This is a genomic window from Collinsella sp. wc0529, assembly GCF_046116875.1.
In the GTDB taxonomy this organism is placed as follows: Bacteria; Actinomycetota; Coriobacteriia; order Coriobacteriales; family Coriobacteriaceae; genus Collinsella.
This window is the reverse complement of sequence record NZ_JBJXBO010000001.1, coordinates 66,188-82,164: the sequence shown is the minus strand read 5'-3', so window position 1 is coordinate 82,164 and position 15,977 is coordinate 66,188. Positions and strand designations below refer to the sequence as shown.

Annotated in this window: 9 protein-coding genes; all 9 read left to right on the top strand. The window is 59.9% G+C overall.

All coding sequences use genetic code 11. The features are described 5' to 3' along the window. The first annotated feature begins 232 nt into the window (after positions 1–232). The 9 genes from ACKUTP_RS00325 to ACKUTP_RS00285 all read left to right on the top strand — a co-directional run bounded on the left by ACKUTP_RS00325 (position 233) and on the right by ACKUTP_RS00285 (position 15,943). The gene (locus ACKUTP_RS00325) at positions 233–2,062 is read left to right on the top strand and encodes an ABC transporter ATP-binding protein (RefSeq protein WP_409063266.1); all 1,830 of its coding nucleotides are present in this window, start codon (positions 233–235) and stop codon (positions 2,060–2,062) included. Then, complete coding sequence (locus ACKUTP_RS00320; RefSeq protein WP_409063265.1) at positions 2,055–3,953, top strand: ABC transporter ATP-binding protein; 1,899 nt, start codon at positions 2,055–2,057, stop codon at positions 3,951–3,953. The genes ACKUTP_RS00325 and ACKUTP_RS00320 overlap by 8 nt, the downstream gene beginning before the upstream one ends. Before the next feature lie 215 nt (positions 3,954–4,168). Then, positions 4,169–5,206: a hypothetical protein gene (locus ACKUTP_RS00315; RefSeq protein WP_409063264.1), complete on the top strand. Its 1,038-nt coding sequence runs from the start codon at positions 4,169–4,171 to the stop codon at positions 5,204–5,206. Between the two features lie 233 nt (positions 5,207–5,439). Next, entirely contained in the window at positions 5,440–6,495 is a 1,056-nt protein-coding gene (gene moaA, locus ACKUTP_RS00310) for a GTP 3',8-cyclase MoaA (protein ID WP_409063263.1), read from the top strand. 4 nt (positions 6,496–6,499) lie between these two features. Continuing rightward, on the top strand, positions 6,500–7,798 hold the full coding sequence (mobB, locus tag ACKUTP_RS00305; RefSeq protein WP_409063262.1) for a molybdopterin-guanine dinucleotide biosynthesis protein B: 1,299 nt from the start codon (positions 6,500–6,502) through the stop codon (positions 7,796–7,798). 265 nt (positions 7,799–8,063) lie between these two features. Then, positions 8,064–9,344: an MFS transporter gene (locus tag ACKUTP_RS00300; RefSeq protein ID WP_409063261.1), complete on the top strand. Its 1,281-nt coding sequence runs from the start codon at positions 8,064–8,066 to the stop codon at positions 9,342–9,344. Between the two features lie 216 nt (positions 9,345–9,560). Continuing rightward, positions 9,561–10,382 (top strand): HAD family hydrolase, encoded by an 822-nt coding sequence (locus ACKUTP_RS00295; protein ID WP_409063260.1) that lies wholly within the window; start codon positions 9,561–9,563, stop codon positions 10,380–10,382. 505 nt (positions 10,383–10,887) lie between these two features. Beyond that, positions 10,888–14,280 carry a Spy0128 family protein gene (locus ACKUTP_RS00290; protein ID WP_409063259.1) on the top strand — a complete coding sequence of 1,131 codons (3,393 nt, stop codon included), beginning with the start codon at positions 10,888–10,890 and terminating at the stop codon, positions 14,278–14,280. Then, positions 14,273–15,943 (top strand): SpaA isopeptide-forming pilin-related protein, encoded by a 1,671-nt coding sequence (locus tag ACKUTP_RS00285; protein ID WP_409063258.1) that lies wholly within the window; start codon positions 14,273–14,275, stop codon positions 15,941–15,943. Before ACKUTP_RS00290 ends, ACKUTP_RS00285 begins: the two co-directional genes overlap by 8 nt. The last annotated feature ends 34 nt before the right edge of the window (positions 15,944–15,977 follow it).

Below are 15,977 nucleotides of genomic sequence, written 5' to 3'. Positions count from 1 at the left end.
TAGCTACCAGTGTAGTGAAAACCCTACAACGATTGTAGAGTCAAGGTTTATGTTGGCAGTGGGGCGAAATAAGTCGCGCGCACCATTATTCCGAGTGAATATGGACACACGTCACGAGAACTCGCCGCCGGCGCTAACCTTGCAGAAAACGATTTCGGAATACTTGACACCATTATTCGGCGCGCAATAATACGTGCGTTTGCGAACAACGTTTGATGGGGGTTGAACCTGCGTGCGCAATCTCAAAATACTGTTTTCCTATCTAGGGACATACCGTCGCGATGCCATCCTCGGCGTGTTCTTTGTGTCGGTCGAGACGGTGCTCGAGCTGTTTATCCCGGTCATCATGGCCAACATCATCGATGTGGGCGTGCCTGCGGGTGATATCAACTACATGCTGCTACAGGGTGCGTACATGTTGGTGTGCGCTGCGCTTTCGCTGGTACTGGGCTTGGGTTATGCCCGCACGTCCGCCCGCGTTGCCTCGGGCCTAGGCGCCAACCTGCGCGAGGCCGAGTACAAAAAGATTCAAACGCTCGCCTTTGGCAACCTGGACAACTACGACGCCAGCTCGCTCGTCACCCGCATGACCACGGACATCACCGTTATCCAAAATGCTGTGGGCAACGGCTTTCGCCCTATGGTGCGCGGCCCGGTGACGCTTATCGTCGGCCTTATCTACGCGCTGATGCTGTCGCGCCCGCTCGCCACCGTCTTTGCGATCATCTTGCCTGTGCTGGCAATCGTACTGGGCGTCATCACCTATCGCGTGAGCCCGCTCTACCGCCAACTCCAGACCTCGATGGACCACCTCAACGGCGTGGTACAGGAGGACCTCACCGCCGTGCGTGCCGTCAAGGCCTACGTTCGTACCGAGCACGAGGAGGCCAAGTTCGACACCGTCAATACCGAGCTCGCGCGCACTGCGACAAAGACCTTTGGCAGCGCGGTGCTCAACCTGCCGGTGTTTCAGCTGTCGATGTACGTGGCTGCGCTCTCCATCCTGTGGATTGGCGGCCGCATGATTCTCGCCGGCAAGTTGGGTGTAGGCTCTCTCACGGGCTTTATGAGCTACGTGCTGCTGATCATGAATTCGCTCATGATGATTTCTAACGTGTTTTTGCTGCTCACGCGCGCTCTTACGAGTGTGGGCCGTATCGCCGAGGTGCTCGATGAGGAACCCTTTATCGCCAACCCCGCGGGAGACCTCGCGATTGCGGCACCAGCGGACGGCAGTATCGAGTTTCGCGACGTTTCCTTTAAATACCGCGCGGATGCAGACGAGGATGTGCTCGAGCATATCGACCTTCGCATCGAGAGCGGCTTGACGGTGGGCATCCTCGGCGGTACGGGATCGGGCAAGAGCTCGCTTGTGCAGCTGATTGCGCGCCTGTACGACGCTACCGAGGGTGCCGTGCTTGTGGGCGGACGTGACGTGCGTGACTACGACCTCGCGACCCTACGCGACGCCGTGGGCATTGTGCTGCAAAAGAATGTGCTGTTCACGGGCACCGTGCGCGAGAACCTGCAGTGGGGCAATCCGCAGGCGTCGGACGATGAGCTCCTCGCGGCTTGCCGCGCGGCGTGCGTGGACGAGTTCCTTGATCGCATCGGCGGGCTGGACGGCGAGTTGGGCCAAGGCGGCGCCGGTGTCTCGGGTGGCCAGAAGCAACGTCTGTGCATCGCGCGCACGCTGCTCAAGCATCCGCGCGTGCTCATTTTTGATGACTCCACCAGCGCGGTCGATATGGCGACCGACGCTAAGATTCGCGAGCACATCGCCCGGATTTCCGATACGACCGTGCTCATCATCGCCCAGCGCATCGCGAGTGTCATGGATGCCGATCGCATTGTGGTATTGGACGACGGTCGTGTCCACGGCGTGGGCACGCACGAGGAACTGCTAGCGGGCGACAACATATACCAGGAGATTTATGCCTCGCAGATGGAGTTTGCGAGGAACGCGGACGCCGGCGACGGCAGCGACGATGGTTGCGCGAATGATCCGTTTTCCTCCGTCGTATGCGGATCACCCTTGGAAGGGGGTGAGCGCCATGCCTAAGACCGCAGCCCAAGCACGCCCGGCCGACCTCAAGCGCACTGTACGCCGCTTGCTCTCCTACATGGGGCATGCCAAGTTCTCGTTGCTCGCGGTGGGCGTGCTCGCCTCCGTTGCCGCCATCGCGAGCCTCGCCGGCACTTACATGGTGCGCCCCATCGTTAACGGTTTGGCCACGGGCGGGGAGGAACTGCTCGCCAAGCAGGTCATCCTGACGGCGATCATCTACGCTGCGGGCGTGCTCTCGGCCCTGGGCTACTCGCAGATTATGGTGCGCGCGGCCCAACACGTGGTGTCCGATATTCGCCGCGACCTGTTCGCGCACATCCAGACGCTGCCGCTCAGTTATTTTGACAGCACGCGCTCGGGCGACATCATGAGTTTTTTCACCAACGACGTCGACACCGTCTCCGAGGCGCTCAACAACAGCTTTGCCAACGTGATTCAGGCCGCCATTCAGGTTGTGGGCACCACGGCTATGCTCATCATCCTTAACTGGCAGCTCACGATTATCACACTCGTGTGCGATGCGGCCATTGTGCTGTATGCGCGCTACTCAGGCGCGCGCTCTAAGCGTTTCTTTGCTGCCCAGCAGGCATCGCTTGGCGACCTGGACGGATATATCGAAGAGATGGTCTCGGGCCAAAAGGTCATCAAGGTCTTTAACCGTGAGGCAGCGAATGTCGCCGGCTTCACCTGCCGCAACGACGAGCTTCGCCGCACCGGTACCGCCGCCGTGAGCTATGCCAACTCCATGGTGCCCATGACCGTCGTGATTGGCTACGTCAACTATGCCATCGTCGCCGTGGCGGGCGGCATGCTCTGCATCAAGGGGCTCGCCGACGTAGGTGCGCTCGCGAGCTACCTGGTCTTTGTGCGCCAGGCCGCCATGCCCATCAACCAGTTTACGCAGCTGGGCAACTTCTTGCTCAATGCGTTGGCCGGTGCCGAGCGCCTGTTTGCGGCTATGGACCTTAAGCCCGAGGTGGACGAGGGCTGCGTGGAGCTGGTGCAGACGGGCGACGCCGCATGGGCGTGGAAGATTCCCGAGGGCCAGGGCGTGGGCGTCTACGGGCACCTGCATGACGTGGCAGCCGTTGATGAGTCGGACCGCGCGGTGGCCGCCGACGGCACCGAGCTCACGTGCGGCTTGGTCCCGCTTGCCGGCGACGTGCGCTTCCATGCCGTGGACTTTTCCTACGTGCCGGGCGCCCGTGTGCTCACGGACCTCAACCTGTTTGCCAAGCCGGGGCAAAAGATTGCGTTTGTGGGCTCCACGGGCGCCGGCAAGACGACCATTACCAACCTCATCAACCGCTTCTACGAGGTCGATGACGGCGAGATCACGTACGACGGCATCGACGTCAAGCACATTGCCAAGGCCAGCCTGCGCGGGTCGCTCGGCATTGTGCTGCAGGACACGCACCTGTTTAGCGGCACCATTGCGCAGAACATCCGCTTTGGCAAGCTCGACGCGACCGACGAGGAGGTGCGCGCCGCTGCCGAGGCCGCCTGCGCTGATTCGTTTATCCGCCGCCTGCCTCAGGGCTATGACACGCTCGTGACCGCCGATGGCGCCAACCTGTCGCAGGGTCAGCGTCAGCTGCTCGCCATCGCGCGCGTGGCCGTCGCCGATCCGCCGGTGCTCATCCTGGACGAGGCCACGAGCTCCATTGACACGCGTACCGAAAAGCTCATCGAGCGCGGTATGGACCGCATCATGCGCGGTCGCACCACGTTTATGATCGCGCACCGCCTGTCCACCGTCCGCGACGCCGACGCCATCATGGTCCTCGAACACGGCCGCATCATCGAGCGCGGCACGCACGAAGAGCTGCTCGCCCAGCACGGCGAGTACTGGCAGCTGGCGCATGGCTTAAAAGAGTTGGATTAACCCGTTCGAGCACGATGCTTTGACCCCTCCATGCTCCTCACCTCGACTCAAACCATCACAACATTCGACACTTTTCGCCAAAAACGGGAAAAGCATCGAATGTTGTGATGGTTTTTCTGCCACTCGACCGGGTGGAATCGCTTTCTTGCGCACGAAGGTGTGCGGACCCGTGGGCCGGGGAATAAGGTTGGTTATCCGACTCCATTGGAGGGCTCATGGACCTGCCGATCGTCCTGTCCCATAAGACTGCCTGGCTGTACCACAACGTGGCGCGTCCGTCCGAGCCGCTCTCGCGAGCAAGCAGCCTATACGATGAGGACTCGCTTGCTAACGAGGCGGAGCCGACTGCGGGCCTGCCCAAATTGGGACTCGATGCCAAGGGTCTGAGGGCTTCAACGGCAGCTGGGATCGTTACCGACTATCTGGTTTCGCTTGGTATTCCACGAGAAGAGCTCGATCATATCGACACGCTCGTCAACTTCGATTTTGAGCGCTCGACGCCGGCTGGATTTAGGTGCCACGTGTTTGGGGCGCCGATACCTCCAGGCCATCTTATCGAGGTGGCGGAGGGCCTTCTGGTGGTTGATGAGGCCATGTGCTTTGTCCAGGCGGGTTCGTGGATGAGCGAGCTCGAGCAGCTGGAATATGGCTATGAAATCTGCGCTCGATACCATTTGAATCATCTGTCGACAGGCGATTATATCGAGATGGGGCAGAGGTATACCGTTGCCGATTTGATTGCCTATTGCAATGAGAATCGATCTCGTCAGGGGGCTATACGCGCGGCTGCCGTGCTCAGGCGCGTGCACGATGGCGCGCGGTCGCCCATGGAGACGGCCACCGCAATCATGGTCGTGGCAAAACGTTCTCAGGGAGGATTGGGATACGCCAAGGTTGAGCTCAACCATCGGGTCGATGTTCCCAACGAGTTCAAGTATCTCGCAAAGGCCGGGTATTTCGAGATCGACGTATATGCGCCTGCGAACGGTACGGGGATTGAATACAACGGCTCGGACCATCTTGATAAACAGCGCAGCGCGTCGGATGCGGAGCGTATGACCGTGCTGAGCGCGCTGGGCTTTAGGATGATCGTCCTCACCGGGACTCAGTTTGCCCACCAGCTGCAATTGCACCGGGCGATGAACGCCATCGCGCTTGCTATGGGTCTTAAGTGCGACCGAAGCGAGGTGTTCCAGAAGCGGCAAAACGACCTGCGAGAATTCGTGATTCGGCACTGGGACGGCGGCCTTTAGGGGCGCTTTGGTCCTTCTACGGGGCGCTGCGGGCAGGCAGACCATCACAACATTCGACGTTTTTTGCCAAAATCGGGAAAAGCATCGAATGTTGTGATGGTTTGTGCAGAGGATGGGCTTGGGAAGCCGGTCTTGCTCGAAGCGACCTGTCCTGTCGTACGGGTGTCGGCATGATTCTCTCGTGGGGTATTATGTTTTCCGAAGAATAGAACGCCGCGTGAGGGGAGGGCTGCGTGGACGGGCACGTGCAACATGACGGTTTTGGCCGCGATATCAACTACCTGCGCATTGCCGTTACCGACAAGTGCAATTTCCGCTGCATTTACTGCATGCCGGCCGATGGCGTGGCACCCCGTGCACACGGCGAGCTGCTCAGCGCCGAGGAAATCGCCCGCTTTGTGCGCTTGGTGGCGGGGGAGGGCATTCGCCGCGTGCGCCTGACGGGCGGCGAGCCGCTGGTCAGCCGCCGTATCATCCCGCTTATTCGTGACATCCGTGCGATTCCGCAGATCGAGGACATCTCGCTCACCACCAATGGCGCCCTGCTGCCCAAGCTGGCGCCGCAGCTCAAAGATGCCGGGCTTAACCGCGTCAACATTTCGCTCGACACGCTCGACCCTACGCTCTTTGGAAAGATCACGCGCCTGGGTCGGCTCGAGCAGACCATGGCTGGCATCGATGCGGCGCTGGCTTGGGGCTTTGAGCCCGTTAAGGTCAACTGCGTTGTTGTACGTCGGCTCAACCAAGATGTGGCGGCCCTCGCGCGGCTCACGTTCGACCGCCCCATTCATCTGCGCTTTATCGAATACATGCCCATTGGCGACGAACACACGAGCTCGCATTGCGCTGTGGACCCGCATGCGCCCGCGCTCAACCCCGAGCTGTGGGACGCGAGCGATACCGTGCCGAGCGACGAGCTGCGGGCGCGCATCAATGCCGGGGCCGCCGCGGCGGGACTGGGCGAGCTCGAGCCGCTCGACATCAACGACGCTCCTGCCGGCGCGGGCCCTGCGCGCTATTGGCACTTTCCGGGCGCGGCGGGAACGGTCGGCTTTATTAGCGCCATGTCCAACCATTTTTGTGCGAATTGCAACCGTCTGCGCCTGACGGCCGATGGCAACGTGCGTCCGTGCCTGTTCAGCGATGCCGAGTGTTCGGTGCGTGAGGCGCTGCGCCGTGGTGATGATATGCAGGTACTTTCGATTTGGCGCGATGCCGTGGCCCACAAACCGCAGGAACACGCGATAATTGAGGGCACGCAACGATTTATGTCCCAAATCGGAGGATGATCATATGGCCAAGAGCAGGTACGCCGATGCCACCAAGGCCGCTCGCAGGGCCGCGATGTCTGCCCACAAAGTCACGGCTGCGGCCACCGATGCTGTTGCAGGCACGCAGCCGACTGCCGGCGCTGCCACCGAGCCCGCCCGTGACGCCCGTCGCGACGAGCTGACGCACGTGGACGCCAGGGGCGAGGTGCGCATGGTCGACGTGTCCGACAAGGCCGAGACCCATCGCATTGCCATCGCCGAGGGCACCATCCTCATGCATCCCGAGACGCAGGCCATGGTGCTGCAGGACCGCGCCAAAAAGGGCGACGTGCTTGCCTGCGCGCGCGTGGCGGGCATCATGGCCATCAAGCGCACGAGCGACATCATCCCCATGTGCCATCCGCTGCTCATTACCAAGAGCAAGTGCGACATTGCGCCCATCGCTGCGGCGGGGACGCCGGCCGAGGACGTGCCCGAGGGCTGGGCGCCGGCGCGCGCGGACGGGCAGGTTGGCTTTCACGTACTGGTTACGGCCGGCGTGACGGGCAAGACGGGTATCGAGATGGAGGCCCTGACCGGCGCGAGTGCCGCGTGTCTGACCATCTACGACATGTGCAAGGCCGTCGATCGCGGCATGGAGATCGTCGACGTGCGCCTGCTGCACAAGGAGGGCGGCCGCTCGGGCGTGTGGGATCGTGCCGAGCGTCAGGCCGCTGCTGTTGAGGCCGTGGCCGCTGACGGTGCCACACTCACAAGCGCGCCCGTCGCCGTCGCGCCCGTAGCTCCTACTCCGGCTGTCCCCGCGATCGCGTTTATCGGCTACCAAAACTCGGGCAAGACCACGCTCGTCGAGAAGGTCATTGCCGAGCTCACCCGCCGCGGCCTGCGCGTGGGTTCGCTCAAGCATCACGGGCACCACGGCTTTGATATCGATGTGCCCGCTAAGGATACGTGGCGCCATCACCAGGCCGGATCCAAGCACGTGGGCCTCATCTGCGCCACGCGCTGGGCGGAGTACGCCGACACGCGTGAGGAGGACGAGATGCCCGCGCGCGAGCTGCTGTCGCGTTACAACGATGTCGACGTGGTGATCATCGAGGGCTACAAGACCGAGGGCTTCGACAACATCGTCGTCGCGCGCTCCGGTGTCGACCGTCTGCGCGGCAAGAGCTCGCTCGACCTGGTCGACGGTCGCACGCTGGCCCTTGCCTGCAACGAAGCCCTGGCGCGTCAGGCCTTCGACGCCGGCTTTGCGACCCGAGCCATCAACATCAACGACGCCCGAGCCATCTGCGACCTGATCCAAGACCATCTGGCCTAAAACCTGCCAAAAAGGGACAGGTTTATTTTGGCAGGTTCTATCTGGGCAAACGTCATTTCCACCACAAAGGGGCCAGGCACCTTTGTGGTGGATTTTGCTTTAGTAGATGTGTGGGACATGCCTTACAATCTACCAAGTAGTTCATGACGGGCGAAAAACGGAGAGAAGGGGCTTGATGCGTCCTTAATGTTTCATGCGGATAGATTGATTTGACAGACGGTGGCGAATGCCCGCCGTCCGCATTCGTATGAAACAAGGAGTCTCCATGCTCGCCTCTCTTTTCTCAAAGCCTCAATCATCGCTGTCCGCGCAGGCTAAGCACCTGGTGGCAATGCGCTTCCTCATATATACCGGCTTTCAGACTAGTTATTTTATCGGTGTCATCGGAACGCTCACCTATGCAGACGATGCCTCGGTCGTGGCGACATCGCTGGCCGTCCTTTTTATGAACGTATTCGTGATCTTGGGATCCTTTGCGGGTGGCGCGGCGCTCGACGCCTGGGGCCCGCGCCGTCATTTCTTGCTGAGCATCGTGGGCACGCTGGCAACCGGCGCGGCGATCCTCGTTTTTGGCAGCGCGACCGGCATCGTCCTGCTCGGCGCGGTGCTCCTGGGCTTCGTGATGGGGTTTGCCCAGCCCATCGCCACGTCCTATCCGGCATATCTCACCGATGATCCCGTCGAGCTCAAAGACATCAACTCCGCCATCGCCATGTTCTCAAACGTGAGTATCATCGTTGGCCCCACGCTGGGCGGCTTTGTCGCAGCTGCTGCGTCGTCGCGTGCGGTGTTCGTGCTCATGATGATCTTTACCGTACTGGCGCTTATTGCCGGTTGGGGCTTTAGGCCGCAGACCAGCCATGTCGCCGGGCATGCGGATGCCGATTCGGCAGAGGAAGGGGAGCGTGCGGGACGAAGCTCCAATCCCAGCACGTCCTCCCGCGTCACCTTCGCGACCAGCATCAAGACGGTCTTTACCAATAGCGTTCTCGCCCTGCTGTTCTGCATTATTTTCCTTTCAAACTTTGGCTACGGTGCCTTCGACCCGCTGGAGTCGTTCTTCTACCGCGATGTCCTGCACGTCGGTGTCGAATGGATGGGCTGGCTCTCGTCGGCCAGTGGTGTGGGCGCGGTGCTGGGCGCCGTGGCCGTGCTCCGCTTGCCGCCGCACCTGGTCAACCTTAAAACGCTGCTCGTGGCGCTCATGTCCGTGGGCCTGGGAAGTTTGCTCTATGTGGGGACGCCGTACGTGGGCGTAGCCCTTGTCGGCCAGATTGCCCTGGGCGTTGCCTGGGGTGTCGTCAATCCGCTCCACAACACCATCGTGCAAACGACGGCTCCGCTCGAGCAGCTCGGCCGCGTCAACTCGGTCATGGGCTTTGGCAACATGTTCGCCGGCGTGGCCCCGCTGGCGATTGCCCCGTGGCTGGCGGCGACATTTGGCGTGCAACAGACGCTCGTTGGTGCGGGCATGGTCGTGACGGCAGTTCCTGCGGCGTTGCTGCTGTTTGGCCACTGGCACTTGGACCGTGCCGCAAAGCAGTAAAAACCATCACAACATTCGATGAAAATCGCGATTTTGCCGAAAAACGTCGAATGTTGTGATGCTTTGCGTCTCGGGCCAGGCCACCCTTCGGGTTCGGCCACCACAAGGGGGCAGGCACCTTTGTGGTGATCGGGTCCCAACGGCCTGCGCCTTGGTATACCATGTACGCCGTTCACGAATACGCCCCACACCGCCGTACAACCCAGAAAGGCCCCCATGGACACCACCTTCAGTCACATCAAAGCCGTGTTCTGCGATATCGACGGCACGCTGCTCACGAGCCAACACGCGGTGTCCCCGCGCACCGTGGCGGCGATCCGCGCCCTGCGCGAGCGCGGCGTGCTCTTTGGCCTGTGCACCGGGCGCGACGCCCACGCGACCGAGGCCATGTACGAGCTCTGGGGCATCGAAGGCCTGGTGGACGTGATGGTGGGCTGCGGTGGCGCCGAGGTCATCGACCGCGCGCACGACATCAACGAGCTGAGCTATCCGCTGCCGGGCGAGACCATCGCGCGCATCTGCAAGCACATGGCGGACCTTCCGGCAACGCCCGTCTGCCCCCGAGACGGCGTGTTCTACGTGCCCGAGAGCAACGCGTGCGTCGAGCACCTGTCGCGTGTCGACGGCGTGCCCTACCAGGTGGTCGATTTTGCCGAGTTGTTGCGCGAGCCGCAGCCCAAGGTGATGTTTACCATGGCGCCCGAGGTGATGCCGCAGGTGATTGAGCGGGCGTCGACGTTTTCCGATGACACTGTTAAGGCGGCGGCTCTGCAAACCACGCAACGGCTCTACGAGTTTATGGATCCGCGCGTGTCCAAGACGCGCGGCCTTGTGCGCGTGGCGGAGCTCAACGACATGGAGCTCCGGGACATCTGCGTGTTTGGCGATGCGGACAACGACACCTGCATGGTGGCTGACGCCGGCGTGGGCGTGGCCATGGCAAATGGCAGCGACGCCACCCGCTCCGCCGCCGATTTTGTAACCGCGAGCAACGACGAAGACGGCATCGCGATCTTTATCGAGGAACATCTGCTGTAGCGCCGGGGGAGAACCCCCGCAATGGGGACAGGCACCTTTGTGGTGGCCTCAGGCGATTTGGGCGAATTGATGCCTATAATCTGCGCGAAAATTCAGATATGGTTGTCTGAACATTATGCTTCTAACCACCGATGGGTTAAAGATCTTTCTCATCAGTTTGGTAGGCTATTCCTCCCGGTTAATGACCTACCGTTCACGGTCGATTTTCGACCGTTCACAGGATGTTCGCTCTTGAGCAAAATGTTGTGCAAATAAATCTAATGCCATTAAAAAATAATAGGCAACTAAATTACCAGCAGAAACAAAAAATAGATAGCGAATAAACGAAGGTAAATCTGAGTAAATGTCAAGGGAATTGAGAACTTGCTACAAAATTATCGGTTTTGTTGCTCGGATGTTTAAACAATCGTTACAATATGTACTATAAGCGTGTGCAATTGCAGGTTGCGCAGATACGTTTGATAGTGAAAGAGCAAGATCGCGGTCTCTTGGGGAGGAGACATCGATGAAAGCGAATTCAGAAAAAACTAAGCAGAGTAAAAAAGCGACGCGCCGTGTACTGGCAGGCGTTTTGTGCGGAGCCTCCGTGTTGAGCCTGGTACTGTCGCTCGTCATGCCCCCGATCTCGCAGGCTATTGCCAACGATGCCCAGACGGTTTCTACCGAAGAAACTGTGACGGGGGATTCTTCAAGTGAGTCTACTGATGTAGAAAACACCAACAACGGGGATACCGAAAAGCAGGATAGTGACGATGCCGGGAATGATGCGAGCGAGGACACCGTCGCAGCAGACTCGACTGCTGATGGCGCGGAAGTCAAGGGTGCCGAGCAACCTTTCGACGCACAGCCTTCCGATAATGAAAATAGCGACGAAAACGCTATCGCTCCCGTCAGTACCGAAGACTATAAAAAGGTAGAAGGTAATGTTGCTAATGCATTCGTTGGTGGCGGCAAGTATCGTTTGAGTGGTAAATCCTGGTCAGATAGCCAGATCACCATCACCGCAAACACCACCATCGATCTTAACGGCAACATGCTCTATCACGGTCCCGGTTCGGTGGGGTCGTTCATCGTGGTTCAGAACAACGCCACGCTTACTATCGAGGATTTAGGCCAAACAACAAAAGATGCACCAAGTCCGGTCGATACGGCCAATACGTCGGCGGGTCAGCCTGCGAGTATAGAGTGGGAAAGGGGAAGCGGCTCTAATAAGGGCACTCCTAAGAGTCTTACTTACTTCGAGACCGTGAGTGAGCCAACGGAAAACGGGTTCGGTACTACCGAAACTACAACCAAGCATGTCCTGACTGGCTTCGGTGCGATTGATGCTGCATCAGATAATGGTTCTGTTGAAAACGTTATTAACGTTAATGAGGGCTGCGTGCTCAATCTCAAGGGTGGCATGATCACCACTGCCGCAAGTTTAAAACAATACGGTCAGGTAATCAAAGCTTCAGGCACCGTTAACATCTCAGGCGGATATATCGCGGGTGGTAACTGTGACAATGGCGGATGGGGCGGTGGCCTGTGCGTGACGGGCGCAAATGCCTCGCTTAACATGACCGGCGGCGTAATCGCTGCAAACAAGGCTGCTTCTGGCGGCGGCATCTATGCTAACCTGGGCGCCAAGCTGAATCTTTCTGGTGGAGTCATTTCGGGCAACGCCACGTATGGCAACGTCTATAACGAAGGCGGGAGTCCCAACAATGGCTATGGCGGCGGTGTCTTTACCAAAGGCGCCAACGTTAACATCAGTGGTTCGGCCAACATCACAAACAACAGTGTTGATTCGTATATCAACGACTCGAACATTTATAACAAGGGCCTGCTTGGCGGCGGTGGCATTGCATCTGTTGACGGCGGCACACTAACCATGGAGGGCGGCTCCGTTACAGCTAACTACTCCAAAGAAGCAGGCGGCGGTATTTATGCCGGTTTCTGGGACAAAAAGATTCAGTTTACCATGACAGGTGGCACGATTGCGGGCAACGAATCTCTTAACGGCGAGGGCGGCGGTTTGCGTATCGCTGGCGGCAACAGCCCTGGTATGCAGGCGAAAATTGAAGCTACCCCCAATAGCAAGATTTATATCACGAATAACAAGACTATGACGGGCGTAGATTGTGAGAGTGGCGGCAAACGTGGCGGCGACTGGGGCGGTGGCGGTGTCTTTGTTCAGAAGGGCGGCAGGCTCAATATTTTCAAGACGCTGATCACTAATAATCGCGCCGGTGGCTGGGGCGGTGGCGTTGGTGCTTGTCCTACGGGCGAGACAATCGTTTCGCACTCAAATGGCGCTGCTATTTATGACAACACAGATAACGTTGATCAAGATGGCAAAAAGCTGCCAGACGTTGATCAAAATGAACATAAACATCCAGCATATCATTATTCCGCTGGCGGCGACAACAAAACTGAAGACCGCGATGAAGTAAATTACGTTACTCATTTCTTCCAAAATTCCGGCCATGAGGATTTCTTCTTGGTCCGTAATAAGAATGGCGCGGATAAGACAATCGCTGTCGTTCTTGGCAAGATGCTGGGCGGCGAATCGGCTGGCTGGCAGGGCACTTGCGACGGAAATCCGGTTACCATCGACCCAAACGGCGGTGCCGAGGCTAAGTACATGTTCGGCCTTAAGGCTAATCCGACACCCTATGCCAAGGATAAGGCGCAGGCAGAGGCTACGACCATCATCAGCGGTAACTACTCCTACACCCACGGTGGCGGCATCATGACCAACGGCGATCTTGTCGTTGGCGAGGTCAAGGCTCTGAACGTGTATCCTGCAATCAAAGTCAAGGCAAATAAAGTCCTTATGAAGGACGGCAAAGAGCAAGGTCTTTCGGGTCACAACTATCAGTTTAAGCTGTTGGGCGCACCTGCCGATCCAAACAAGGCACCATACTGGAATAATGACGGCACACTTAACGAAAACGGATGTGAGGCGAAACCGGTGGTTCCTGTCAATGAAAACGGAGAGATTCTCATCGACACGGGCGCGAACTACCAGTCGGGCGATTACGACCTCTACCTTGTTGAAGTCCCTATCAAAGAGGAAGGTACGACCTTTGATAAGGCCATTTACAAAATACATATAAAGGTTGGTACGACACCAGTTAACTGGACCGACCTCTTGGGAATCCATATTAATCGTTATGCAGTTAATAAGGACGCTTCCACAGTATCCGTAAAAAAGGAGGGCGCGGCGGACTTCATTAACTGTGGCGCTGACTTCTATAGCTGGACTGAGGATTCGGCCACCGACGTCGTTTCGACCGTAACAATCGGCAACAACTCCAGCCCTGCGTTTACGAACGAACTTGCGCCCTACCAGACCTCAGGCACTTGGACACCTCAGGTGACCAAGAAGGTCGACGGCGGCGAGATGAAGAAGTTTAAGTTCGAGCTGTATACCAAGGATGCCAGTGGCAACAAGCAGGTGCTCGATACCAAATACACTAGTAAGGGGACGGGCAATGAGGCAACGGTGACGTTTGAGAATCAGACGATTGGCCCGCTTGGTATCAAAGATCTCGCTGGTGGCAAAGCAACAGTCACCTACTACATCTGTGAATGCGACGCCGACGAGAAGGATGGCACCAAGCACGAAGGCTACGTCAACGACACCAAGACCTTCAAGGTTGTGGTGACGGCAACGGATGACGACAAAGGACATCTGACCTGCACGCCGACCTACTACGAGGTCGACGCCAACGGCGAACGCAAGACCGATGACCCCACCTTCACTAACACCTACTCCACCTCTTTGCCCCTTTCTGGTATGTCGGGCGTCACTCTGACGTACCTTGCCGGCGCGGCGGTGCTTTGCGCTGCTGCGGCCTGGATGCACATTCGTCGCAAGGCGAATGCGAAGGGAGGTGAGCGTCGTGAATAAGAAAGTTTGCTCCTTCCCGATCTTGTTTGCGCTGCTTGCCCTCCTGATCGGCACCTGCGCGGTTGTGTTCCCCGCTTCCGCGCAGGCCGCGCCGACCTCGACCGGTTCCATCACGGTGAGCGGCACCGTGGCGCGCAGCTACGATGCCTACCAGATCTTTAGCGCCAACGTCGTCGACGGCGACAGCGACGCCAAGATCGCTACCGACCTCGCCTGGGCAAGCGACGCCGTGCGCGACGCCGCGCTGCCCGTGCTGCACAGCGCTGGCATGCCCAAATCCCAGACCACCGCGCAGGAAGCTGCCGAGTGGCTCAACACCGATTCCCACCTTACGAGCGCGCTGAGCGCACAGCTCGCTCGTTCCCTCCAGAGCTCTGGCGCCGTGCCCGTGGCCCTTAAGGCGGGCACAGCGGCCGAACTGTCCTGCGGCTACTGGCTCATCGTCGCCGACGACAATGCCTTCGCCCAGGGCGAAGCCGGCACCGCGCCGATCATGGCCCTGGTGGGCGGCGGCGCCGTTACCGTCAAGCTCAAGGCGGCGACCCCCAAGGTCGCCAAGCATGTGCTGGAGGACAGCACCGACGCCTGGCAGAAGGCTGCCGACGCCACGGTCGCCGACGACCTGTACTGGCGCCTCTCGGCCACGGTCCCGGCGGGCCTCGCGGCCTACGACACCTATACGGTGCGGTTCGTCGACACCATGAGCGCGGGGCTCGACCCCTCCAAGGTGGCCGCGAGCATGCGCGTGTACGTGGCGGCGGGTGCGGACGGAGGCTTTGACGCCGTCTCGGCCGGCAGGGACGGCCGCGCCGGCACCGAGCCCGCGAAGGGCTGGACCGATATCACGGCCCAGTGCGCCACCAAGGTAGCGGCCGACGGCAAAACCTTCACCGTGCGCACCGGCGACCTCATCGCCGCGCTCGGCGGGGCCGACGCCTTTACCGCGGGCGCCCGCGTGGTCGCCGTGTACAATGCGCCGCTCACCAGCGCATGCAACCACGGCATCGCGAAGGGCAACCCCAACGAGGTCTACCTGCGCTACCCGCGCTCTCCCTTTGCCGACCAGTCCGGCGACGCCGGCTTCACCCGCACGCCGAGCGACGATGCGTGCGCCTACACCTGGGATCTCGCGCTCACCAAGCGCGGCAGCGACGGCGACAAGCCGCTTGCCGGGGCGGTCCTGAGCATCGCCGACGACCGCGGTCGCACGCTGGCGGCCGACGGCACGTGGGATGCGGAGGGCAAGGCCACCGTCACCACGGGCGAGGACGGCCGCGTGACCGTCTCGGGCGTGGACTCGGGCAAGCTGGAGGTCCGCGAGATCAAGGCGCCCAAGGGCTACGCCGCCTTCGAGGGCACGCGCTCCGTGACGGTCAAGGCCGAGGGCCTGGACGTCGACCAGGTGGCCGCCGCCAAGCCCAAGCTCACCATCACGGCCGAGTCGCCCCTGCGCGCCGACAGCGCGGACGGGTCGACGGGCAGCCTGGAGGCGTCGCTCATCAACACGCCCACCGGCACACCCCCTAGCATTACCACCGGAGGCTTTATGCCCTCGACTGGCGATATGGCAATGTACGCCGCGGCCGCCGCAGCGGTCGCCGGAGTCGCGCTCATCGTGGTCGCGCTCCTGGTCAAGCGGGGAGGTGGCAGCCATAAAGAGTAGCTGGCAGCCCCACAGAGAGCGGGGCGAGACGTAG